20 protein-coding genes are annotated in these 22604 nt (G+C 62.7%); 10 read left to right on the top strand and 10 right to left on the bottom strand.

The features are described from left to right. Positions 1–101: 101 nt before the first annotated feature. The 3 genes from rplI to rpsF form a co-directional block, all read right to left on the bottom strand. Positions 102–686 carry a 50S ribosomal protein L9 gene (rplI, locus tag M729_RS0120710; protein WP_013532521.1) on the bottom strand — a complete coding sequence of 195 codons (585 nt, stop codon included), beginning with the start codon at positions 684–686 and terminating at the stop codon, positions 102–104. 218 nt (positions 687–904) lie between these two features. Then, a complete protein-coding gene (rpsR, locus tag M729_RS0120715) occupies positions 905–1153 on the bottom strand; it encodes a 30S ribosomal protein S18 (protein WP_006203718.1) in 249 nt (82 codons plus the stop codon). After that, positions 1153–1653 carry a 30S ribosomal protein S6 gene (gene rpsF / locus M729_RS0120720; protein ID WP_013532520.1) on the bottom strand — a complete coding sequence of 167 codons (501 nt, stop codon included), beginning with the start codon at positions 1651–1653 and terminating at the stop codon, positions 1153–1155. Before rpsF ends, rpsR begins: the two co-directional genes overlap by 1 nt. Before the next feature lie 451 nt (positions 1654–2104). Between rpsF and M729_RS0120725 the strand changes: the two genes are divergently transcribed. Beyond that, entirely contained in the window at positions 2105–3766 is a 1662-nt protein-coding gene (locus M729_RS0120725) for a pilus assembly protein (protein ID WP_024504320.1), read from the top strand. A 47-nt stretch (positions 3767–3813) separates the two neighbouring features. Here the strand turns inward: M729_RS0120725 and M729_RS0120730 are convergent, their stop codons facing one another. Next, complete coding sequence (locus M729_RS0120730) at positions 3814–5778, bottom strand: LTA synthase family protein (RefSeq protein ID WP_027162702.1); 1965 nt, start codon at positions 5776–5778, stop codon at positions 3814–3816. 244 nt (positions 5779–6022) lie between these two features. Between M729_RS0120730 and fabD the strand changes: the two genes are divergently transcribed. The 7 genes from fabD to gmk all read left to right on the top strand — a co-directional run bounded on the left by fabD (position 6023) and on the right by gmk (position 12582). Beyond that, the gene (gene fabD / locus M729_RS0120735; RefSeq protein WP_027162703.1) at positions 6023–6964 is read left to right on the top strand and encodes an ACP S-malonyltransferase; all 942 of its coding nucleotides are present in this window, start codon (positions 6023–6025) and stop codon (positions 6962–6964) included. Between the two features lie 60 nt (positions 6965–7024). Continuing rightward, positions 7025–7762: a 3-oxoacyl-[acyl-carrier-protein] reductase gene (gene fabG / locus M729_RS0120740; protein ID WP_013532516.1), complete on the top strand. Its 738-nt coding sequence runs from the start codon at positions 7025–7027 to the stop codon at positions 7760–7762. A 211-nt stretch (positions 7763–7973) separates the two neighbouring features. After that, positions 7974–8210, top strand: coding sequence for an acyl carrier protein (locus tag M729_RS0120745; RefSeq protein ID WP_006203723.1), 237 nt, complete (start codon positions 7974–7976; stop codon positions 8208–8210). A 34-nt stretch (positions 8211–8244) separates the two neighbouring features. Continuing rightward, complete coding sequence (gene fabF / locus M729_RS0120750) at positions 8245–9507, top strand: beta-ketoacyl-ACP synthase II (RefSeq protein WP_013532515.1); 1263 nt, start codon at positions 8245–8247, stop codon at positions 9505–9507. A 102-nt stretch (positions 9508–9609) separates the two neighbouring features. Continuing rightward, complete coding sequence (gene mltG / locus M729_RS0120755; protein WP_027162704.1) at positions 9610–10875, top strand: endolytic transglycosylase MltG; 1266 nt, start codon at positions 9610–9612, stop codon at positions 10873–10875. 156 nt (positions 10876–11031) lie between these two features. Then, positions 11032–11922 carry a YicC/YloC family endoribonuclease gene (locus M729_RS0120760; protein ID WP_013532513.1) on the top strand — a complete coding sequence of 297 codons (891 nt, stop codon included), beginning with the start codon at positions 11032–11034 and terminating at the stop codon, positions 11920–11922. Between the two features lie 3 nt (positions 11923–11925). After that, positions 11926–12582: a guanylate kinase gene (gene gmk / locus M729_RS0120765; protein WP_013532512.1), complete on the top strand. Its 657-nt coding sequence runs from the start codon at positions 11926–11928 to the stop codon at positions 12580–12582. A 48-nt stretch (positions 12583–12630) separates the two neighbouring features. Here the strand turns inward: gmk and rsmA are convergent, their stop codons facing one another. The 6 genes from rsmA to lptF form a co-directional block, all read right to left on the bottom strand. Further along, positions 12631–13470 (bottom strand): 16S rRNA (adenine(1518)-N(6)/adenine(1519)-N(6))-dimethyltransferase RsmA, encoded by an 840-nt coding sequence (gene rsmA / locus M729_RS0120770; protein WP_027162705.1) that lies wholly within the window; start codon positions 13468–13470, stop codon positions 12631–12633. A gap of 10 nt (positions 13471–13480) precedes the next feature. Further along, positions 13481–14509, bottom strand: coding sequence for a 4-hydroxythreonine-4-phosphate dehydrogenase PdxA (pdxA, locus tag M729_RS0120775; RefSeq protein ID WP_027162706.1), 1029 nt, complete (start codon positions 14507–14509; stop codon positions 13481–13483). A gap of 1 nt (position 14510) precedes the next feature. Next, positions 14511–15449 (bottom strand): peptidylprolyl isomerase, encoded by a 939-nt coding sequence (locus M729_RS0120780; protein WP_024504313.1) that lies wholly within the window; start codon positions 15447–15449, stop codon positions 14511–14513. Between the two features lie 90 nt (positions 15450–15539). Beyond that, a complete protein-coding gene (locus M729_RS0120785) occupies positions 15540–17978 on the bottom strand; it encodes an LPS-assembly protein LptD (RefSeq protein WP_027162707.1) in 2439 nt (812 codons plus the stop codon). After that, entirely contained in the window at positions 17978–19063 is a 1086-nt protein-coding gene (lptG, locus tag M729_RS0120790; protein WP_027162708.1) for an LPS export ABC transporter permease LptG, read from the bottom strand. The genes M729_RS0120785 and lptG overlap by 1 nt, the downstream gene beginning before the upstream one ends. Further along, positions 19060–20262 (bottom strand): LPS export ABC transporter permease LptF, encoded by a 1203-nt coding sequence (lptF, locus tag M729_RS0120795; protein WP_027162709.1) that lies wholly within the window; start codon positions 20260–20262, stop codon positions 19060–19062. Before lptF ends, lptG begins: the two co-directional genes overlap by 4 nt. Before the next feature lie 351 nt (positions 20263–20613). Between lptF and M729_RS0120800 the strand changes: the two genes are divergently transcribed. Both M729_RS0120800 and M729_RS0120805 read left to right on the top strand, forming a co-directional pair. Beyond that, on the top strand, positions 20614–22125 hold the full coding sequence (locus tag M729_RS0120800) for a leucyl aminopeptidase (RefSeq protein ID WP_027162710.1): 1512 nt from the start codon (positions 20614–20616) through the stop codon (positions 22123–22125). A gap of 28 nt (positions 22126–22153) precedes the next feature. Further along, entirely contained in the window at positions 22154–22603 is a 450-nt protein-coding gene (locus M729_RS0120805; RefSeq protein WP_013532504.1) for a DNA polymerase III subunit chi, read from the top strand. Position 22604: the final 1 nt, after the last annotated feature.

Consider the following 22604-nt stretch of genomic DNA (forward strand, 5'->3'; position numbering starts at 1 on the left):
GGCCCGGGCATTGGTCCAGCATGGCTGGATGACGGCAAAGTGATCGGAGCTTGGCGTCAAGTCGTGATCAGCCCATGGCTCCAATCGCTTGCGACGTGTGATCAGGCGTTGTCTTCGTCGCCCTCGAACTCGGTGTTCGGATCGAAGAAGTTCTCCGGCCGGGCGTTGTCGTTGATGTCGTCGCCATAGATGGCTTCGGCGGTGGTCAGCGTCTCGCCCTTGGCCTGGCGCTCGGCTTCGTCGGCCGTGCGGGCGATGTTGAGCGTGACAGTGACCTCGACTTCCGGATGCAGCGCGATCGCCACATTGGTGACACCGATGGTCTTGATCGGCTGGTTGAGCAGGATCTGGTTGCGGTTGATCGAAAAACCTTCCGCCGTCAGCAGATCGGCGATGTCGCGGGTCGAAACGGAACCGTAAAGCTGACCGGTTTCGCCGGCGGAGCGAACGGCGATGAAGCTCTTGCCGTCGAGCTTTTCAGCGACCTGGGCCGCTTCCGACTTGCGCTCGAGGTTGCGGGCTTCAAGCTGGGCGCGCTGGCCTTCGAACTTCTTCTTGTTGGCTTCGTTGGCGCGCAGCGCCTTGCCCTGCGGCAGCAGGAAGTTACGGGCGAAGCCGTCCTTGACCTTGACGGTATCGCCCATCTGGCCGAGGCGGGAAACGCGTTCGAGAAGAATGACGTCCATGGATTTGTTCCTTTGGTTGGACGCCAATCGATCGATGAGATCGGCGCCGAATGTCTTGGGAACAGGTCAGGAAGCTTGAGCGCCTTTGGCGCTGGTGTCGCTGTCCTGCCTGTGCGGCAGTTAGAGGTTTTGACCTCAACCCGGGATTTGATGTTCAACCCTGCGGCGCCCGTCGCCGTGGGAGAAGAGCGGGCGGCGAACCGCCCGCATTTGAGATATTAGCGAACCACGTAGGGCAGCAGGCCGAGGAAGCGGGCGCGCTTGATCGCCTTGGCGAGTTCGCGCTGCTTCTTCTGGCTGACGGCGGTGATGCGCGACGGCACGATCTTGCCACGCTCGGAAATGTAGCGCTGCAGCAGACGCACGTCCTTGTAGTCGATCTTGGGCGCGTTGGCGCCGGAGAACGGGCAGGTCTTGCGGCGGCGATGGAACGGGCGCCGGGTCGGGATCTGATTGATGTCGACCATTATTCTGCACCCCCTTCAAAGCCTTCGCGCGGACGGCGCGGACCACGATCGGCACCGGCGTCGCCGAACGAGCGCGGCGGACGATCGCCACGGTCGCCGCGATCACGATCGCCGAACGAACGCGGACCACGATCGCCACGGTCACGGTCGCCGAAGCCGCCGCGTTCCGAGCGCTCTTCGCGCTTCTGCATCATGGCCGACGGGCCTTCCTCATGCGCCTCGACCTTGATGGTCAGGAAACGCAGCACGTCTTCGGACAGGCCCATCTGGCGCTCCATCTCGTTGAGCGCGGCCGCCGGGCAATTCAGGTCCATCAGCGTGTAGTAAGCCTTCCGGTTCTTGTTGACCCGGTAGGTGAGGGACTTCAGTCCCCAGTTCTCGACCCGGCCGACGGACCCGCCATTTGCGGAGATGACACCCTTGTACTGTTCGACAAGCGCATCGACCTGCTGCTGCGAGAGGTCCTGCCGGGCAAGAAACACATGTTCGTAAAGAGCCATTATGTCTTATGCCTTTCTTCGTTTCTCTCCCGGTTCCCGGCGGCAAAAGCCTCTGCAACTTCTCTGACCCGCAAACCCTCGAGGGGCAGGGGGAAGAAAGGAGCATGACGAGACGGTCGAGAGCGGAGACACGGGAGGCGGAAGCACTTCCGGCTTCACACGAAGGTTCTGAAAAACCTCCGGCCCTCCGTTCAGCCCCCAGCAAGGACCGGCAGATTGCCGGCGTCTATACAGCAATCCGGCCGCAAAGCAAGGGCAAGCGGCATTCCCGTGTGTCGCAGGCGACGATCGGGAGCAGCAACGGCCGGAGTCGTGGTTTCCGGCAACCACGTCTTAACCACACCAGCAGGTTGTGTGGAGTTGAAGCCTGGCCGTCAACGGTCGATTCATCATGGAAGGCGCAAAAGCCCGGACAACCGCGCAAAAGCGGCAAGCATTTCCGGGGGTAAGGATGCTTCTCAACAAATTCTGGCGCTCGAAGAGCGGCAATTTCACGCTTGTGCTGGGACTGGGTTTGCCGGTCATCCTGACGGCAGTCGCTTTCGCAACCGATGTCTCGACCCTTATGCGGGCCAAGAGCAATTTGCAGAACGCTCTCGATTCGGCAAACCTTGCTTCTTCGCACCTTGGCGATCTCGACATCACCCGCAATGACGCTTTCAACCGCTATTTCCAGGCCAACATCGTCGGTCATGGCGAGCTCGACAATGCGCAGGCGACGTTGACTGTCGACAAGGGCGTCAATTTCGTCAAGACCAAGGCGGTTGCCTCGGCGGACGTCCATCTCAACTTCGCCTTCCTGTTCGGCGACAGCAAGCACATCGTGGTCGATGCCTCGGCGGTCGAATCGAACAACCAGCTCGAAGTCGTGCTGGTGCTGGACAACACCGGCTCGATGGCCGGCGCGCGGATGACGGCGCTGAGGACGGCGACAAAATCGTTGCTCGACACGCTCGAAGCGGCGAAATCGCCAACGCGCAAGATCCGCGCCTCGCTGGTTCCTTTCGTAACGGCCGTCAACGTCAACGGCGACGGCTTCGACCCGTCCTGGATCGACATGGACGGCAAGTCCTCAACCAACGGCGTCAATTTTCCCGTCATCGACGGCAAGCGGCCGAACCACATGGCGCTTTTCAAACAGCTCAAGAAGACCGGATGGGCCGATGCCGGATGGAATGGCACCGGATGGAAAGGTTGCGTCGAGGCGCGGCCAGGCGCTTACAATATCTCCGACACGCCACCCGACCCGGCCAAGCCCGACACGCTGTTCGTGCCCTACTTCGCGCCGGATGATCCCGAAGACGCCCAGAAGCCGTCTGGCTCCTATGGCAATTCGGATAAATACTACAACAACTCCTATCTCAACGATGTCAGCGACAAAACCAGGCTTGCCCAGTCGGGCATCAACATTCTGGGCATCGATCTCAGCAACCTGCTCGGCAATCTCATCGAACTTCTGTCGCCCGATGACAGGGATGCCAGGGAAAAGATCGCCAAATATGTTGCGCCCGCCAAGGAACTCATCACCGAGATCGGCTCTCCCATCACTGTCGGCCCGAACCGTGCGTGTCCGACCCCGGTGGTCCCCCTGACCGACGACTTTGACAAGCTCCGCAAGGCGGCCAGTCAGATGACCGAGTGGAATGGCTCGGGTACCAATGTCTCCGAGGGCCTGTCATGGGGTATGCGCGTGCTGTCGCCCGCCGCGCCCTACACCGACGGAGCGCCGTGGAAGACGCCCGGCATCAGCAAGATCGTGCTGTTGCTCACCGACGGCGAGAACGTCGTCTATGGCGCCAGCGAACAAGAATCGACAAAGTCGGATTACACATCCTATGGCTATCTGGCTGGCGGCCGCTTCGGATCGGACAACCAGACGACCGCTGCGCGCAATGTCGACGGCTGGACCAAAAACGTTTGCACGCAATTGAAGAACGAGGGCGTGCAGATCTACACCATGGTGCTGCAATCCGACACCGCAGCCAACCGTGCGCTTTACAGCGCCTGCGCCTCGGATCCGAGCAACTATTATGCCGTCAACGATCCGACCAAACTGCCGAACGTGTTCCTTCAGATCGCCAACAACTTCACGAAGCTGCAATTGACCAACTGAACACGCGACCCGAGACGGACCAGCAGGCTCTGAGGAAATCGCTGGCCTCAACTCGTATGGGCGGCGACAATCTTGTCGACCGTTTCGGGGAAGAAGTCGGGCGCTGCGTGGCGTTTGCCGAACATCATATCGTACTGCAGCAGGCGGAAATCGCGGATCGCCGGATCGATCTCCTTCTGCCGCGCCCAATCGGGCGTGGCCTCGCCAGCCGGCGTCAGCAGCAAATTGCGGTCGACGACACGGTAGTGTTCGCTCATCTCGCCCAGGAAGCCGGTGTAGTAGGGATGGCTGATGCCGGCCGTTTTCAGTATATGATAGGGCAGGAAGGCCGGGCTGACAGCGCCCATGTGCTCAGCCGGCCCGGTGCGGTTCGACCAGATGACCAGCGGCGTCTCATGATGCTCGAGGGCAGCCTCGGGCGACGCTTCCTTGCGCGGCGCGACATTGTCCTTCAGGAAGCCGGTTTCGACATAGACCGGCCCGAGCGGCGGCAGATGGTCGCCGAAGAAGGCGATCACGGTTGGGCGGGAGCGTGTCTTTGCCCATTCGACGAGGCGTTCGAGACCGCGATCGGCATCGGCTGAGCCTTCGGCGTAGCTGAGCAGCGATTCGCGCGCCCACTGGCTGATCGGCGCCTGCACCCTGTGCGTGGGACTGTAATAGCGGTTCGGTTCGTAGGGACCGTGGTTTTGCAGGCTGACCGCAAAGAAGAACACCGGCTCTTCGCTGGCGTCGGCCTCGCTGATGATCTCGTCGGTCATCGCGGCATCCGATGCCAGTGGCCCGCGCTTTTGCATTGGCGGCAGCGTCTCTTCCGACTTGAAATCGTTGAAGCCGAAATCGGCGTAGACCGCGCCACGGTTCCAGAACCAGTTGGTGCCCGGATGGATGGCGCGCGCCCGATAACCCTGGCTCTTGAGGAAGGTTGCCAGCGACGGCGTCGGCGTGCGCACATATTGCTGGTAGGGGATGCTGCCGGCCGGCAGGAACGCGTTGGAGAAGCCGGTCAGCGCCTCGAACTCGATATTGGCGGTCATGCCGCCGAACTCCGGCGAGAACATCGAGCCGGAGCGCAGCGCCCGCACATTGGGGATCGGATCGGGCGTGATGGTGACGCCGGGCAGCTTGGTCGGGTCCCAGAAGGACTCGCTCATGACGATGATGATGTCAGGCTTCTCGGCCGGCACCGAGGCGGTCACATCGGGCCTGGCGATCGCCGCGATCGCCTTGTCGGAATAGCCCGGCGGCGCAGAGACATGCGCCATCGGCACATTGAGCGCAAAGGCCAGCGCAAAACCGTTGGAGGCATAGTTTTCCTTCTGGTCCCACATGATCGGGATGATCTGCAACCGGTCCCTGGTCCAGGAGAACGTGGCATAGTCCATGATCGAAACGAAGAAGGCGAGCAGCGGCACTGCCAGCGTCAGCCGCGCAAGGCGTCCCTTGCGGCTGAGTGCGGGAACCTTGCGGCGCCACATCCGCCAGCCATAGACGAGCAGCGACAGGCCGGCGACGATGCCGACGACCATGGCGAGCGCGGTCATCGGCCGGTCGCGCACCAAAAGCGGCAACAGCGCGAAGATCTGGCGGGCATAGAGGAAATCGGTCGGATAGAGCGGATCGCCGAGATAATGCGACTTCTGGTGGCCGACGAAGGCAAGCGATAGCGTCAGCGGCGCGACGATCATCAGGCTCTGATGGCTGCGGCCCAGCACCGCATCGAGGCCGATCAGGATCAGCGCGAACACGACGATGGTGGTCCAGCCCGGCTTGAGCGGCTGCAGGAAGAAGGAGACCGTGCCGGCAAAGTCGCCGCGCACGATCAGTTCGATGGCAAACACCAGGACGGCGGCGATCGCCAGGCTGATCAGCCCATAGCGCATGACCGGCCATCTCCTGCCCGGCAGATAGCCGGTGGAGGGGTCGTCTTCCAGGAACTGTGGCGCGGCCTTGCCGGCGCGTTTGTAACTCTTTGCCACTTTAACTTCCCCACCCAGCGACAAGCACGTCACTCGATTGTCATGGAATTGTCACGCAAAGCTAGCGCCTGTGGCCAAAATAAGAAGAGCCAGCAAACGAATCGTGAGCGGTTTTCATCAGGAGTGATCGCCAAAAAGCCTTTCGGAACAGGCACTCGGCGGATGAAGCTGCCGTCGAGCAGGGTCGAACCGGGCTTGACTTGGCGGCCTGCCTTGCGTCACAGGCAAGAAAAACTCGTCTATCAGGCAAGCAAAACCAGCCCTTGGGAGCCCGCGCATGGCCGTTGCATTCACCTTTCCTGGACAAGGCAGCCAGGCAGTCGGCATGGGCAAGGATCTCGCCGACGCCTTTCCCGAGGCGCGCAGAATTTTCCAGGAAGTCGACGACGCGCTCGGCGAAAACCTGTCGAAGCTGATCTGGGAAGGGCCGGAAGAGACGTTGATGCTGACCGCCAACGCGCAGCCGGCGCTGATGGCGGTGTCGCTGGCCGCGATCCGGGCGCTGGAATCGCGCGGCTTCTCGCTGAAAGGCAAGATCGCCTATGTCGCCGGTCATTCGCTGGGCGAATATTCCGCGTTGGCGGCTGCCGGCTTCGTTTCGGTTGCCGATGCCGCCAGATTGCTGCGCATCCGCGGCAATGCCATGCAGGCGGCGGTGCCGGCCGGCGAGGGCGCCATGGCGGCGATCATCGGATTGGAACAGGCCGATGTCGAAGCAGCCTGCGCCGAGGCTGCCAAAGGCTCCGTCTGCCAGATCGCCAACGACAATGGCGGCGGCCAACTGGTCATTTCCGGCGCCAGGGCCGCGGTCGAACTGGCGGCGAAATTGTGCACTGAGAAAGGCGCCAAGCGCGCACTGATGCTGCAGGTGTCCGCGCCCTTCCATTCGGCGCTGATGGCGCCGGCCGCGAACGTCATGCGCGACGCACTCGCCGGTGTGACAAAGAATGCGCCGGTCGTTCCCGTCCTCTCCAATGTCACGGTCAGCCCGACCAGCGATCCGGACGAGATCGCCCGCCGCCTGGTCGAGCAGATAACCGGCCGCGTACGTTGGCGCGAGACCGTGGAGTGGTTCGGCGCAAATGGCGTCACCACGCTTTACGAGATTGGCGCCGGCAAGGTGCTTTCGGGATTGGCGCGGCGCATCAACCGCGACATCGCCACTGCGTCGGTCGGCTCGGCGGCTGAGGTCGAGGCGACGCTAGCAGCGCTTGCATAAAGCCCCATTTGATCCCATTCCCTGCAAAAGGGGTGTTCTCTTCTCAATCAGGAGACAAAAATGTTCGAATTGACTGGCCGCAAGGCGCTCGTCACCGGCGCATCGGGAGGCATCGGCGAGGCGATCGCCCGGATGCTGCATGCGCAAGGCGCGATCGTCGGCCTGCATGGCACCCGCGTCGAGAAACTGGAGGCGCTGGCTAGCGAGCTTGGCGACCGGGTCAAGCTGTTCCCGGCCAATTTGTCCAACCGTGACGAGGTCAAGGCGCTCGGCCAGAAAGCCGAGGCCGATCTCGAAGGCGTCGACATCCTGGTCAACAACGCCGGCATCACCAAGGACGGGCTGTTCGTGCGCATGTCGGATGCCGATTGGGACAGCGTGATCGAGGTCAATCTGACCGCCGTTTTCCGGCTCACCCGCGAACTCACCCATCCGATGATGCGCCGCCGCCATGGCCGTATCATCAACATCACCTCGGTGGTCGGCGTGACCGGCAATCCCGGCCAGACCAATTACTGCGCCTCCAAGGCCGGCATGATCGGCTTCTCCAAGTCGCTGGCGCAGGAGATCGCCACCCGCAACATCACAGTTAACTGTGTTGCACCAGGCTTCATCGAATCGGCAATGACCGACAAGCTCAACGACAAGCAGAAAGAGGCGATCATGGCGGCGATCCCGACGCGGCGCATGGGCACCAGCGTCGAAGTCGCGTCCGCCGTCGCTTATCTCGCCTCCAACGAAGCCGCCTACGTCACCGGCCAGACCATCCACGTAAATGGCGGCATGGCTATGATTTGAACGAGGTTCTGCAGCAACGCCGGCGGGTTGTGTAAAGAGACCATTTCGGCTTGGACCTCAGCTATTTTTCGTGTAATGCGGCCCGCAACCCGGCGGTTCGGGCAAAAATCGGTCCGTAGTCGTTGCGTTTCCGGCAGGACCATCTTTCAGCTTGATTAGCGGCATTCTGCCCGCTAACGAAGACAGACAAACAAAAGACGAGGATGCCCAAATGAGTGACACCGCAGAGCGCGTCAAGAAGATCGTCATCGAGCACCTTGGCGTCGATGCCGACAAAGTGACGGAGCAGGCGAGCTTCATCGATGATCTGGGCGCCGACAGCCTCGACACGGTCGAACTCGTCATGGCGTTCGAAGAAGAATTCGGCGTGGAGATCCCCGACGACGCGGCCGAGACCATCCTGACCGTCGGCGATGCCGTGAAGTACATCGACAAGGCTTCGGCCTGACGCTTTCTGCAGTCATCACCGGGGAGGACCTGCGATGAGGCGTGTCGTCGTCACGGGCCTTGGCTTGCTGTCGCCGTTCGGCATGGGCTTCGAGCACAGCTGGAAGGAGCTTCTGACCGGCCGCAGCGCTGCCAAGCGCATCACCGAGTTCGAGGTGGAGGACCTTGCTTGCAAGATCGCCCACGTCATTCCGCGTGGTGACGGCAGCAATGCCACCTTCAATCCCGAGGCCGTGCTCGAGCCGAAGGAATTGCGCAAGATCGGCGACTTCATCCTGTACGGGATTGCCGCCGCCGACGAGGCGCTGAAGGATTCCGGCTGGGAACCCAAGACGCATGAAGAGCAATGCGCCACCGGCGTCCTGATCGGCTCCGGCATCGGCGGCATCGAGGGCATCGCCGAGAACGCGATGATCCTCAAGGAGCGCGGCCCGCGCCGCATCAGCCCCTTCTTCATCCCGGGCCAGATCATCAATCTCGTCTCCGGGCAGGTTTCGATCCGGCACGGGCTGAAAGGCCCGAACCATGCGGTCGTCACGGCCTGTTCGACCGGCGCGCACGCCATTGGCGATGCTGCCCGGCTGATCATGTGGGGCGATGCCGACGTGATGGTCGCCGGTGGCGCCGAAGCGCCGGTGACGCGGCTGTCGATCGCCGGGTTCGCCGCATGCCGGGCACTGTCGACGGAACGCAATGATTCGCCGCAAACGGCGTCGCGCCCCTATGATCGCGACCGCGACGGCTTCGTCATGGGCGAGGGCGCCGGCGTTGTCGTGCTCGAGGAGCTCGAACATGCCAAAGCGCGCGGCGCCAAGATCTATGCCGAGGTGACGGGTTATGGTCTCACCGGCGACGCGCATCACATCACGGCGCCCGCCGAGGATGGCGATGGTGCCTTCCGTTGCATGACGGCGGCACTCAACCGGGCCAAGCTTACGCCTGCCGACGTCGACTACATCAACGCGCACGGCACCTCGACCATGGCCGACACGATCGAGCTCGGCGCTGTCGAGCGGCTTGTCGGCAATGCCGCATCGAAGATCTCGATGTCGTCCACCAAGTCGTCGATCGGCCATCTGCTTGGGGCGGCCGGTGCCGCCGAAGCGATCTTCTCGATCCTTGCCATCAGGGACAATGTCGCGCCGCCGACCATCAACCTCGACAACCCCGAACGCGAAACCGCGATCGACCTAGTGCCGAACAAGCCGCGCGCCCGCCAGATCGACGTGGCGTTGTCCAATTCGTTCGGCTTTGGCGGGACCAATGCGTCGCTGGTCTTCCAGCGCTACAATGGCTGATCGTCCGGCTGCCGGGCGACGCTTTGGCGTGCCGCCAATTTTGCCATATTCGCCTCTACTCTGCCGCTGGGGATTCGTTGGGCGATCAAACGGTAGGGCGAAATGAACACAAATCCGGCAGGCAACGGAGAATTCGGGCAACGGCCGGCAACATCCGGACCGATCGTGCCGAAAACGGCCAGCGAGGCGTTGCGGCCAGAGGCCGGCACGCCGCCGCCGAAGCGCTCGCGTGCGTCACGCAGCCAGGTCGTCGTGTTCATGAACTTCGTCATCTCCTCGGTGATGCTGGTGGTTCTGGCGGCCGGCGTCGCGGTCTATTTCGGCAAGCAGGAATTCACCGAGCCCGGACCCTCGGCTAATGGCGACACCTTCCTGGTCAAGCCGAACACCGGCGTCCAGGATATCGCCGACCAGCTCGAACGCCGCGGACTGATCAGCGATGCCCGGGTATTCCGCCTTGGCGTGCGGGCCTTCGGCAATGATTCGGCGCTGAAAGCCGGCGAGTACGAGATCAAGCCCAGGGCTTCCATGCGCGATATCATGGAGCTTCTGAAGAGCGGCAAGTCGGTGATGTATTCGCTGACCATCCCTGAAGGACTGACGGTCGACCAGGCATTGCAGCGTATCGCCGAGGAGACTGCCTTGAGCGGCGACATGCCGGCAACCACGCCGCCGGAGGGCAGCCTCGCCACCGACACGCTGCGCTTCACGCGCGGCGCGACACGCCAGCAGATGGTCGACAAGCTGCTTGCGGATCAGAAGAAGCTGGTTGACGATGTCTGGCAGCGGCGCGCGCCGGACCTGCCGCTGGCCAACGTCGAAGAGTTCGTCACGCTGGCTTCGATTGTCGAAAAGGAAACGGGCAAGGGTGACGAGCGTTCACGGGTTGCCGCCGTCTTCCTGAACCGGCTTGCCAAGGGCATGCGCCTGCAATCCGATCCGACCATCATCTACGGGTTGTTCGGCGGCAAGGGAAAGCCGGCGGACCGGCCGATCTACCAGTCGGATATCCAGAAACAGACCCCCTACAACACCTATGTGATCAACGGCTTGCCGCCGACGCCGATCGCCAATCCGGGTCGTGCAGCGCTGGAGGCGGTGGCCAACCCATCGAAGACCGACGACCTCTATTTCGTCGCCGACGGCACCGGTGGGCACGTCTTTGCCGCGACGCTGGACGAGCACAACGAGAATGTCGCCCGCTATCGCGCTCTGCAGAAGAAGCAGGCGGATGACGTCGCCAAAGCCGCCAAGACCACCGGCGGCGGCGACAGCAATGCCGTCAAGCCGGCGGACGGTGGGCCGGCCGACAGTGGGCCGGCTGACGGTGCCGACGACAGCGGCGGTGACGCGGGCGCTGCCCAGTAGAATGAAGAAAGGCGTTGCCCGACAGGCGACGCCCTGACATTTGCAAGAGCGCCGCGCGTCCGATTTCGACGCGCCTGCGGCGCAGTCATTTTCAAGCAGCACTTGCTCTGTCCGGAAAGCCGGTTCGGGGCAATGTGCCAGGGACGTGTGGGCGATATGAATTTGCAGAGCATGACCGGTTTTGCACGCGCCGTCGCCGAGCACGAAGGCACTTCGATCGCCTGGGAGGTCAAGTCCGTCAACGGCAAGAGCGTCGAAGTACGGCTGCGGCTGCCGCAAGGCTTCGAGCGGTTGGAACCGGCTGTCCGGCAGATACTTCAGAAACGTTTTGCACGCGGCAATTTTCAGGCGACGCTGACCATCGGCCGTGCCGTCGGCGCGCAGGCGCAGCCGGTCGTCAACGAAGCCTTCCTGAAGGACCTGGCCGGGCTCGCCAAGCGGCTGCAGGAGCAGTTCGGCGTTGCTGCGGCGACCTCGGATGGACTGCTGTCGCTGCGCGGCGTGCTCGACATTCCCGAAACTGTCGAAACCGAGGAGGCGAGGGCCGCGCTCGATGCCGCGATCATGGCCGCGCTCGAAGTGGCCTTGAACGGGCTTGAACAGGCACGGCAGGGCGAAGGGGCCGCGCTGGCTTTGCTGCTGTCGGGTCATATCGACACAATCGAGGCGCTGACGCTGCGGGCAGAAGTGGATCCATCCCGCGAGACCGCGGTGATCCGGGAACGCATCGCCGAGCAGGTCAGGCTGCTGATGGACGCTTCCGCCAATTTGGATGCCACCCGACTGCACATGGAGGCCGCGTTCCTGGCCACCAAGGCCGATATTCGCGAAGAGATCGACCGGCTGAAAACGCATGTCGCATCCGGCCGGGCACTGCTGGTGGGCGGCGGCGCGGTCGGTCGCAAGCTCGATTTTCTGGCACAGGAATTTAACCGCGAATCGAATACGCTGTGTTCCAAGTCGAATGCCGCCGCCATCACCGCGATCGGGCTGGACCTGAAGGCGGTGGTCGACCAGTTTCGTGAACAGATCCAGAATCTGGAGTAGCCGATGGTTGCCAAGGATTTGGGGTCCCGCATTCGCCGCCGGGGCCTGATGCTCGTCCTGTCGTCGCCGTCCGGCGCCGGCAAGTCGACGATCGCGCGCAATCTTCTGGAAAGCGATTCCAGCCTCGAACTGTCGGTCTCGGTCACCACCAGGCCGCGCCGCGGCAGCGAGATCGAAGGCGTCCACTATCATTTCCGGACGATGCGCGAATTCGAGCGGCTTCGTGATTCAGACGCGCTGCTGGAGTGGGCCGAGGTGCATGGCAATTGCTATGCGACACCGCGCGAGCCTGCCGAACTGGCGCTGTCTGAAGGGCGCGACATGCTGTTCGACATCGACTGGCAGGGCGCCCAGCAGCTCAAGGAGAAGATGCGCGCGGACATCGTCTCGATCTTCATCCTGCCGCCGTCGATGAAGGAGTTGAAGGCACGGCTGAAGCGCCGCGCCGAAGACCAGGAAGCGGTGATCGAAACGCGGTTGAAAAACGCCCGCAACGAGATCGAGCACTGGAAGGAATATGATTTCGTCATCGTTAATGATGACCTCGATCGCGCCTTCGCCGAAGTGCGCGGCATCGTCGTCGCCGAGCGGCTGAGACGCGACCGCCGGCCAGGCCTGTTCGATTTCGTCTCGGGACTGTTGGACGAGAAGACGGGTTGAGGCGGTGAAGCGCCAATCTCCCCCTTGTGGGGGGAGATCGGCAGCCTCTTACACCGCGTTTGTCAACCTTACAAACTCCTCGACGCTGAGCGTTTCGGCGCGGCGTGTCGGATCGATGCCGGCGCGTTCGAGCAGGGCCTCGCCGCCGAGGCTCTTCACGCTCTGCCGCAGCATCTTGCGACGTTGGCCGAAGGCGGCTTCTGTGACGCGGCCGAGTTTCTTCACCTCGGTGGGCAGGGGCATCGGGCGCGGCACAAGATGCACCACCGAGGAGGTGACCTTTGGCGGCGGCGTGAATGCCTGTGGCGGTACGTCGAAGGCGATCCTCGCCTCCGTCCGCCAGCCGGCAAGGACCCCCAGCCGGCCATAGCTGTCGCTGCCGGCGGGAGCGACGATGCGCTCGGCCACCTCGCGCTGGAACATCAGAGTCATCGAGGTGTAGAAAGGCGGCCAGTCGCTGACCGTCAGCCAGCGCACCAGCAGCTCCGTGCCGATGTTGTAGGGCAGGTTGGCCACGATCTTGACCGGGCCGCCATTGCCAGTCGCTCGACCGGCAAGGCCTGTGAAATCCGTCTTCAGCGCATCGCCCGAAACAACCTCCAGCCGGCCGGGATAGTGGTCGGACACTTCGGCAAGAGCAGCCAGGCAACGTTCGTCGCGCTCTATGGCGATCACCTGGCGCGCTCCGTTGGCAAGCAAGGCGCGGGTCAGCCCGCCGGGACCGGGGCCGACCTCGATGACGGTTGCATCGGACAAGTCGCCGGCGGTGCGGGCGATCTTGCCGGTGAGGTTGAGATCGAGCAGGAAATTCTGGCCGAGCGCCTTCTTCGCCTGCAGCCCATGACGCTCGATCACCTCGCGCAGCGGCGGCAGCCCGTCGATGCTCATGTCCGAGATCTCATGCGGCAACCGCCTTGGTGTTCGTGTCGGCCAGCCGCCGGGCAAGCTTCAGCGCCGCTATCAGGCTGTCGGGCCGCGCCACACCCTTGCCGGCGATGTCGAAGGCCGTGCCGTGGTCGGGCGAGGTGCGGATGAAGGGCAGGCCGAGCGTGACATTGACCGCCTCGTCGAAAGCCAGCGCCTTGGCCGGGATAAGCGCCTGGTCGTGATACATGCAAAGGGCCGCGTCGTAACCAGCCCGCGCCCGGACATGGAACAACGTGTCGGCCGGCAAAGGGCCGAAAGCGTCGATGCCGTCGGCGCGCAGGATGTCGACCGCCGGGCGCACGATCCGCTCGTCCTCGAGGCCCATTGCGCCGCCTTCGCCGGCATGTGGATTGAGCCCGGCAATCGCCAGCCGTGGCCTGGCGATGCCGAAGCGGCCGGCAAGGTCGGCAGCGGTGATGCGCGCGGTGGCGACGATCAGTTCGGTGGTCAGTGCCTTCGGCACCTCGGCCAGCGCGATGTGGATGGTGACGGGAACGGTGCGCAGGTCGGGTCCTGCCAGCATCATCACCGGCATCGCCTCGACGCCGCTGTGCCGAGCCGCCAGATGCGCCAGATATTCGGTGTGGCCGGGAAAGCGAAAGCCGGCATCGTAGAGCGGCTTCTTGGCGATGGGGCAGGTGACCACGGCCGAGGCTTCGCCGGCAAGGCAATCGGCGACGGCGCGGTCGATGGCCTCGATCGTGGCGGCCGCATTGGCCGGATCCGGCTGGCCGGGGCTGTCGATGCAGCCTGCAGCCAGCGGAACGATCGGCAAGGCGCGGGCAAAGACCTGCGCCGCTTGTGCCGGGGTGGCTTCGGCGATCGGCAGCGAGAGGTCGAGCAGGCGCGCCCGGGAGGCGATCAGCGCCGGATCGGCGAGCAGGTAGAAGGGGGGCAGGGCGGCAGCCTCGCGCGCCATAAAGGCGGCGATGGCGATCTCCGGCCCAATGCCGGACGGATCGCCGGCGCTCAACGCGAGCGCAGTCACTGCGTTGCCCACGTCAGCGCTTGACGATGCGGGCTTTTGCCTTCAGCTCGTCGACATATTTCTTGCTGAGCGCGTCGGCATCCTTGTCGCCGCCGGAGCCTTCGGCCTGGAACGCCATCTGGGCAACTTTGTCGTCGGACACTTCGCGCGACGAGCAGATGCCGATGAATTCGACGCCGCGTTCGGTTTCGCGCGTGACGGTGGCACCGCCGACTTTGGTAGCTTTGATCTGCTCGGCCCAGTCCGGCGGCAGTTGCGGCGCCAGCACCCGGCCCAGATCGCGAACGGTGACGTCGATCAGGCCCTTGGCGAATTCGCGCGTCGTGTTGCAGCCGTTGAAGCGGGCGCGCATGGCGTCGGCCTCTCGCTTGCGTTTGCCCAGCGTCGCGCTGCGTTCAGCCGCCGGCACCACGAAGATGACCTGCTGCAGCATGTATTCGGTGGCGCTCGGTTTGGCGCCGCCTTTTTCGAGCATCTTCCTGACGAGATCCTGTTCGCTGACGGCGCCGGTGCCGTCGCCGGAACGGTAGCGCGCGCTCAAGGCCTGGTTCCAGGCCATCTGGGCGCGGATGAATTCCTTGAAGTGGCTCTTGGTGACGCCCGACTTCTCCATGACGCCGTCGAGCTGGCTGAGCTGCATCTTGTTGCTCGAGGCAAAGCGCTGATACGCGGCATCGACCTGGGCGTCGCTGATGCGGATACCAAGCCGCTTGGCCTCGGCCATACGCAGCGTCTGGTCGATCATTTCCTGGCCGGCATCGCCCTTCTTGCGCTGCAGCTTCAGGAAAGCGGCGCGATGGGCGATGTCGCCGGTGGTGACAGGAATGTCGTTGACGACGTATTTGATCTCGCTGGCGAAAGCCGGCGGCGCCATTACGGTGATCGACACGGACGTCGCCGCCACGAGCAACGCGAAACCTGCTGAAAAGAGGTATTTCCTCATCGTTGGCATCCCAATTCTATCCCGGTCCCGCCCAATTTGATCTTTCCAGGTGCGCGAAATCCGTGCCAGCCCTATGCGGCGAAACGATGTCGCCGATTGTTACTGGATCGTGTCGACGGCACTGGTCGACGAGCCGAAATCGCCGAGGGTGCGGAACGACAGATTGAAGCCGATGGTCTGCGACACCTCCCTGGTGTTCAGATCGCGCGACTGCGAGTAGGTCATCAAATAAGTGAAGCAGGAATCGTTGTAGGCGAAGCCGACGCCGTCCTTGACCAGCAGGCTTTGCTGCAGGTCGTAGGTTCCTGTGCCGAACACGCGCCAGTTTTCGGCCAGATGCGTGGATGCACCAAGCGTGACCTCGTGGCGGTCGGTGGTGAAGCCGTACAGCGGCTGGGCCTGGATGAAGGCGTATTTGGCGCTCAGCGACACAGGCAGGCCGGAATAGGCGGCCTTCACCTCGGCGCGGCGAATCTCGAAGCTCTGTTCGTCGAAACGGCCGCTGACCGAGGCCGCGAAGCCGTTGGGGCTGTTGATGCCGAACAGGCCGACATAGTCGGACTTGGTCGTGTCGAGGCCGGAGTTTGCGCCGACATTCACCAAATCCGGCGCGGCGAACGAGTTCTCGCCGCCAATCTGATAGGATTGGCCGAAAATGGCATTGGTGCCCCAGCCATTGTTGTAGGAGCCGGAATAGCGGAAGCCGACATTGGCGCGCGAACCGCCTTCGACGCGGTCGTAGCCGGAGAACTTGTCGCGTTCGAACAAGGTGGTCGCATCGAAGACCATGCTTTGGGCGTCTTCGTTGGGCACTGAGAGGCCGCCGACATATTGCTCGTTCGGACGCATGAAGACCTGTGCCATCGGTTCGATGACATGGCTGGACCCGCTGGCCATGGAAAACAGCACCGGCCAACGCATCTCAAGCCCGGCGGTTGCCATATAACGGGCAAATGACGAGCGCATGTCGTCCTGCTCGCCCAAATGCGTCGCCATTCTGTCGATCGCGTCCAGCGAAGCCGACGACGCGTTGAGGTAGTCGACGTCGCCCTGCAGCGCGAGCAACGGCGTCAGCACCAGCCCGCCATCGGTGACGAAGCTCCGCTTCCACTCGGCCTCGGCGGTGAGACGGCCCGATTCGCCTTCGATGCCGCGGACGCGCTGCGTGGGAGTGAGGGCATTGTAGGGCTCGACGAAGGTCTCATCGACATCGTCGCGGCGGATGACACGCGCGTTGACATTGAGCGATAGCTGGCCGCCGGCCACCGACGCATCAGGAATATAGGCGTAGTCGAGCGACGGCAGCACCCAGGGCTGTTGTCCGCTTCGCGCAGAGGCGTTGTCGTCAGGTGTATCTTCCTGCACATCGAAATGCATGGCGCGCACGTCGAAATAGTTGCGGCCGTTGAGACCCGTCAAGTAGACCGACGACTGGTGGACGCTGCTATTGTACTTTTCGATGCCGTAGGTATTCGAGAAATTCTTGTCGGTCTGCAGCAGCACGTCCCAGCCGAAGTTCCAGCGTGAGTTGATGGCGAACTGCCCCTGGGTACCCATCATGCCGCGGAATTTGTTGGGATCGCCGGCGCTGCCCGAATTGACGTTGTGGCCAGAGCTGGAGGGGAAGGCAGTGGTGTCGAGGAAAGCGTCGGGATTCTGCTGGTGTATCCCGGCGATCTTCAAGCTGTACTCGCCATTGTTGAAGCGCTGACGCCACTCGGCCTCACCGAGGAAACCCTGCCTGGTATAGCCGGTGCCGGTGACGGTCAGGTCGTAGGTCGGCGCCAATGCGAGATAATAGGGGACTTTCACGCCGACGCCGAGATCGCTCTTGTAGATGATGCTCGGGATCAGGAAGCCGCTCTTGCGCTTCACCGTCGGGTCGGCAATTTCGAATGCAGGCAGATAGGCAAGCGGAAAACCGAAGAACTCGAAATTCGCATTCTCGAAGCGAACCGTCTTCTTTTCGCCGTTCCAGATGATCTTCTTGGCCTTGACGCGCCAGGTCGGCGCTTTGTCCGGCTTATCCTCGCACGGCTCGCAGGCGGTGTAGACGCCATTGTGGAAGGTGGTCAGCACGCCGCCCATGCGTTCGGCGCTTTCGGCGGCGAAATAGGCCTTGTCGATGGTTTCGACCCGCAGCGCGTTGACGAAGCCGTCGGCGAAGTCATCGGTGATGTCGATATGCTGCGAATTGATCTTGGTACCGTCGCTGTTGATGACTTCGACGTTACCGCTTGCGACCATTCGCTTGGTGTTGCGGTTGTACTCGACCCGCTGGGCGACAAGGCGATTGCCACCATAGTCGATCTGCACGCCGCCAACGGCGGTCACGGTCTGATTGTCGTTGTTATAGACCAGCGTATCGGCGGCCAGCAGCATTTGCGAGCCGGATGGAACCGATGTCGCCATGTCGCCGACGTCCTGCGCAAGCGCCGGTGCCGGAACGGCGTAGGCAAGCACGCACGCCAAGGCGGTCGCCGCATAGAGGCGCGCCAAACCGGCCTGCCTGTTGCTGGGCAAAAACGCCTCCCTCACTAGCCGTCTTCCTTGTATAGCAGGAAAGTCACCCCGAAGAACATAGCCACCATGACCGGCACCCAGGCGGCTACGACAGTCGGCACGAATCCCGCCACGCCGAATGCCTTCACCAGAACCGAAACGACATAAAGCAGAAAGCCAGCGATGATGCCACCCAGAATCATCGTCGCCGACTGCCCCATCCTAGCAAATCGCATTGAAACCGTTGCCGCGATCAGCGTCATGGCGACGAGAAGGAACGGCAACGCCACGAGCGAATCAAACTGCATGGCAAAGGCATTTGCCTTGAGGCCGAAGGAGCGGGCAACCTCGATCTTTCCGGGCAGGTCGTAGAAGGGGATGGTTTCCGGGCGCGCCAGCCGCTCTTGCACGAATTCGGGCTTCAGATTGGTCGGTACGCGTTCGGTTGCCGATGCCTGGATCGTGCCGTTCTGGAACGTCTTGACGTCCTGCAATTCCCAATAGCCGTCGCGCAGGAAGGCACGGGCAGCATCCTTGCGCTCGACGATGTTGCCTTGCGGGTCGAGAATGAAGAATACGACATCGGCCATTTCCAGGCCCTGGTTCAGGATGGCCCGCGCACCGATGATGGTGTCCCCCGAACTGGTTTTCTGCCGGATCCAGGGCGCGGCATCGGCCGAGACCGTATTCGATTTGCCGGAACGCAGCTGGGTTTCGATCTGCTCGGACCAGGAGAATGCGTGCGCGGCGAGCGGATTGATGACGCCAACCGACAGGACGCCGAACAGCAAGGCTCCGATACAGCAGGGCAAGAGGAACTGCCAGGCGGAAACACCGGCGGAACGCGCGATGACCAGCTCGTAGCGCCGGTTCAGCGACACCAGCGTCGCCATCGCCGAGAAGAGACCGACGAACGGCACCGTCTGCAGCATGATCATCGGCATACGGAGGCCTGAAATGGCTACCGCCGTGCCGTAGGTGAAGCCGGGCAGGCCGGTGGTGCGGCCGGACAGCTCGGTGAAATCGATCAGGAACACCAGCGCCAGGAGGCCGATGAAGAACCAGATGGTGATCGTCACGTAGCGGAAGAAGAAATAGCGGCCCAGTGTCCAGCCCATCAGCCGACCCCTTGCCCTGATGTGCCGCGCCTGGACAAACGCAATTTGAAAGCATTCCAGCTGTCAGCGATGCGCGAGGCGAAGTTTGTCATCCAGTCCGCCCAGGTCACGGGCAGTTCCAGTGTCCGGTTCGAGACGATGAACCAGATCGCCACCGCGGAAGCCACGATCGGCACACCATAGACCATATAGGCATATTGCGGGATCTCGTCCGCCTTGCTGGCGGCGAAAAAGCCCAGCCAACGCACGAACAGCGATATCGTGATCGCGGTGATCAGCGGATTGACGCGCGCCTCGCGGTGCGACCGCGCATCCGCGGCGACCGCAAGCGCGATCAGCGCGAAAACCATGGAATAGGTCCATTCCGAGAACCGCTGGTTGACTTCGGCCCGGTATTCGTAGGGGCTCTGCTGATAATACTTGTCGTTGGCGCTCGGGTTGAGCAGGTACTGCGTCGTCTGGTCCTTGGGCAGGAGCGTCACCGCTGAAGCCGCCGCCATGAATGCCGACATGTCGAAGGCATAGGAGGTGAAGCGGATGACGGAGAGATCGCCGGTCAGCGTTTTGCGATGGATGACGCCGTCATTCATCATCAGCACCTTTTCACCGCCGCGTTCGATGATGCTGCCGGTCTTGGCGTAGTAGACGAGGTTGACGCCTTCTTCGCGCGAATCGGCGACGAAAATGCCGCCCAGCCGATTGTTGGGAAGGCGCTCGCCGACCTGCAGGAACAACCCGTCGTCGATCTTGCGGAAGGTGCCTTCCTGGATGATCAGCGACAACAGATCCGCGCGTGACGACGCCACCAGGGCCCGGTTCTTCTGCCGTGCGTAAGGATCGATGCCGTTGTCGACGGCAAAGGAAAAAACGGCTGCGGCGAGCGCCAGCAACATGATCGGCCGCACGATCGTCCAGCGCGAGGCCCCCGCGGCGTTGACGACGGCAAGTTCGGAATCCGAATTCATGACGCTGAGTGTCTGAGCGACCGCCACCACCAGCGCAAAAGGCACGACGATCGGGATGATGGACGGAAGGATGAGGGCGGCGACTTCGAAGAAGGTCAGCGCTGACTGGCCGCTGTCGGTGACCAGATCGATCTTTGCCAGCACCTGCGTCGTCCATACGATCGCCAGCGTCCACACAAGAGCGGCCATGAAGACCACGAAAGCGCGGCGCATGATGTAGCGTTCAACGACCTTCATGAAGGCTTTTCTCGATTTTTTCGAACGGCATCATGCCGCCGAACAAGGTAGCTGTCCGGCAGCGCCTGCACAACTGGCTCATCAGATGGTCTATCCGGGTTCTGTCCCACATCACGCCCCCCGGCTGGGCGGAGTGTCGGCGGGAATGGATAAGAAAGGGCGAACATCGATGGTTAACAACAAGTTGCGGCAAAAAGCGGGGCCGTGCCGCGACGAATCGTCATCGATTCCATAGGTCATATGGGATGCCAATTCGGCAAAGTCTTGCCAAATGCCGGAAAACGACCAAATGTCGCGCATCGTTTCGAACCGCTTCCCCAAAAGTCGCGCATTCCCTGAAAGCAGGACATGATGAATCAAAGACCGTCGATCGCCTTCGCCAAATTTTCCGGGTCCCAGAGCGCGGTGAACAAGAAGGGCACGGTCTTCGTGCTCGCGGCGGATGAGGGCGGCCTGAGCGACGTCGCCAAGGCCGGCGATCCCGGCAAGACACTGGAGCGGGCTTTTCCCGTGGCTGAGTTCACGGGCAAGTTCGCCAGCACGGTGGAAGTTCTGGCCCCGCAGGGAGCGTCGCTCGACAGACTGGTGGCGATAGGCACCGGCAAGGTGTCGGGACTGGACGAATATGCGTGGTTGAAGCTTGGCGGCACCGTTTCCGCGTCGCTGCGCAAGGCGACCGAGGTAGCGGTGATCCTCGATGTGGTCGGCGCCTCGCCGAGCGCGAAGGACGCGGCAAGCCTTGCCGCGGGCATTCTCCTGCGCAGCTATTCCTTCGACAAGTACAAGACCAGGAAGGACAAGGACGACGGCAAGGCAGAGCCGAAGAAGCCGGTCAAGGTGACCATCCACACCGCCGATCCGGCCGCTGCGAAGAAGGCCTTCGCCGATGCCGAGGCGGTGATCGACGGCGTCCTTCTGGCGCGCGACCTCGTCAACGAACCGGCAAACGTGCTTGGGCCGGTCGAGTTCGCTGCCCGCGCCAAGGAACTCGAGGCGTTAGGCGTCAAGGTAGAGATATTGGCTGAGAAGGAAATGAAGAAGCTCGGCATGGGCTCGCTGCTCGGTGTCGCGCAAGGCTCGCCACGCGGCGCCCGCATGGCGATCATGCAGTGGAACGGCGGCAAGCCGAAGGACAGCCCGATCGCCTTCGTCGGCAAGGGCGTCACTTTCGACACCGGCGGCAATTCCATAAAGCCGGCCTCGGGCATGGAGGATATGAAGGGCGACATGGGCGGCGCCGCCGCCGTTACCGGCCTGATGCATGCGCTGGCGGCCCGCAAGGCGAAAGCCAATGTCGTCGGTATCATCGGACTGGTCGAAAATGCCGTCGACGGTCATGCCCAGCGTCCCGGTGATATTGTCACTTCGATGTCGGGCCAGACCATCGAGGTGCTCAATACCGACGCCGAGGGCCGCCTCGTGCTGGCCGATGCGTTGTGGTACTGCAACGACCGCTTCCAGCCGAAATTCATGGTCAATCTGGCAACGCTGACCGGCGCCATCATGGTGGCGCTCGGCCAACATTATGCCGGCCTGTTTTCCAACAATGACGAACTGGCCGAAAAATTGTCGGTGGCGGGGCAGGCGACTCAGGAACGGCTGTGGCGCATGCCGCTCGGCGCCGAATACGACAAGCTGATCGATTCCAAGAACGCCGACATGAAGAACATCGGCGGCCGTTTTGGCGGCGCCACCATCGCGGCGCAGTTTCTGCAGCGCTTCGTCAAGGACACGCCATGGGCTCATCTCGACATAGCCGGCACGGCGATGGGGGCGCCGTCGAACGAGATCAACCAGTCGTGGGGTTCCGGTTTCGGCGTCAGGCTGCTCGACCGGCTGGTGCGCGATAACTATGAGCAGTGAACGGGTTCGATCACTATAGGCTGAAGCGATGGCCGACGTTCTGTTCTACCACCTGACCGAATCGACGCTGGAGGATGCGCTGCCAGGCCTCCTGGAGCGCAGCGTCGACCGTGGCTGGCGCGCCGTGGTGCAGACAGGCACCGAGGAACGCCGCGATGCGCTCGACCAGCATCTTTGGACCTTCCGCGACGATTCGTTCCTGGCGCACGCAACCGATCGTGAGGCTCATCCCGGCGAACAGCCGATTCTGTTGACCACCGGCGACGGCAATCCCAACGACGCCAAGATAAGGTTCCTGGTCGACGGCGCGGTGCCGCCTGACCTTGGCGGCTACGAGCGCGCGGTGTTCCTGTTCGATGGCCACGATGCCGCCCAGCTCGAGGCGGCGCGAGGACACTGGAAGGTGATGAAGAGCGCTGGCCACGACGTCACCTACTGGCAACAGACGCCAGATCGCCGCTGGGAGCGCAAGGCGTAGA

The organism is Mesorhizobium sp. WSM1293, assembly GCF_000513875.1.
Taxonomy (GTDB): Bacteria; Pseudomonadota; Alphaproteobacteria; order Rhizobiales; family Rhizobiaceae; genus Mesorhizobium; species Mesorhizobium ciceri.

Excerpts from the sequence above, each read along its gene's own strand:
- rplI (WP_013532521.1), bottom strand. The coding sequence starts at position 686 with ATGGACGTCATTCTTCTCGAACGCGTTTCCCGCCTCGGCCAGATGGGC.
- rpsR (WP_006203718.1), bottom strand. The coding sequence starts at position 1,153 with ATGGTCGACATCAATCAGATCCCGACCCGGCGCCCGTTCCATCGCCGC.
- rpsF (WP_013532520.1), bottom strand. The coding sequence starts at position 1,653 with ATGGCTCTTTACGAACATGTGTTTCTTGCCCGGCAGGACCTCTCGCAG.
- M729_RS0120725 (WP_024504320.1), top strand. The coding sequence starts at position 2,105 with ATGCTTCTCAACAAATTCTGGCGCTCGAAGAGCGGCAATTTCACGCTT.
- fabD (WP_027162703.1), top strand. The coding sequence starts at position 6,023 with ATGGCCGTTGCATTCACCTTTCCTGGACAAGGCAGCCAGGCAGTCGGC.
- fabG (WP_013532516.1), top strand. The coding sequence starts at position 7,025 with ATGTTCGAATTGACTGGCCGCAAGGCGCTCGTCACCGGCGCATCGGGA.
- M729_RS0120745 (WP_006203723.1), top strand. The coding sequence starts at position 7,974 with ATGAGTGACACCGCAGAGCGCGTCAAGAAGATCGTCATCGAGCACCTT.
- fabF (WP_013532515.1), top strand. The coding sequence starts at position 8,245 with ATGAGGCGTGTCGTCGTCACGGGCCTTGGCTTGCTGTCGCCGTTCGGC.
- mltG (WP_027162704.1), top strand. The coding sequence starts at position 9,610 with ATGAACACAAATCCGGCAGGCAACGGAGAATTCGGGCAACGGCCGGCA.
- M729_RS0120760 (WP_013532513.1), top strand. The coding sequence starts at position 11,032 with ATGAATTTGCAGAGCATGACCGGTTTTGCACGCGCCGTCGCCGAGCAC.
- gmk (WP_013532512.1), top strand. The coding sequence starts at position 11,926 with ATGGTTGCCAAGGATTTGGGGTCCCGCATTCGCCGCCGGGGCCTGATG.
- rsmA (WP_027162705.1), bottom strand. The coding sequence starts at position 13,470 with ATGAGCATCGACGGGCTGCCGCCGCTGCGCGAGGTGATCGAGCGTCAT.
- M729_RS0120780 (WP_024504313.1), bottom strand. The coding sequence starts at position 15,449 with ATGCCAACGATGAGGAAATACCTCTTTTCAGCAGGTTTCGCGTTGCTC.
- lptF (WP_027162709.1), bottom strand. The coding sequence starts at position 20,262 with ATGAAGGTCGTTGAACGCTACATCATGCGCCGCGCTTTCGTGGTCTTC.
- M729_RS0120800 (WP_027162710.1), top strand. The coding sequence starts at position 20,614 with ATGAATCAAAGACCGTCGATCGCCTTCGCCAAATTTTCCGGGTCCCAG.
- M729_RS0120805 (WP_013532504.1), top strand. The coding sequence starts at position 22,154 with ATGGCCGACGTTCTGTTCTACCACCTGACCGAATCGACGCTGGAGGAT.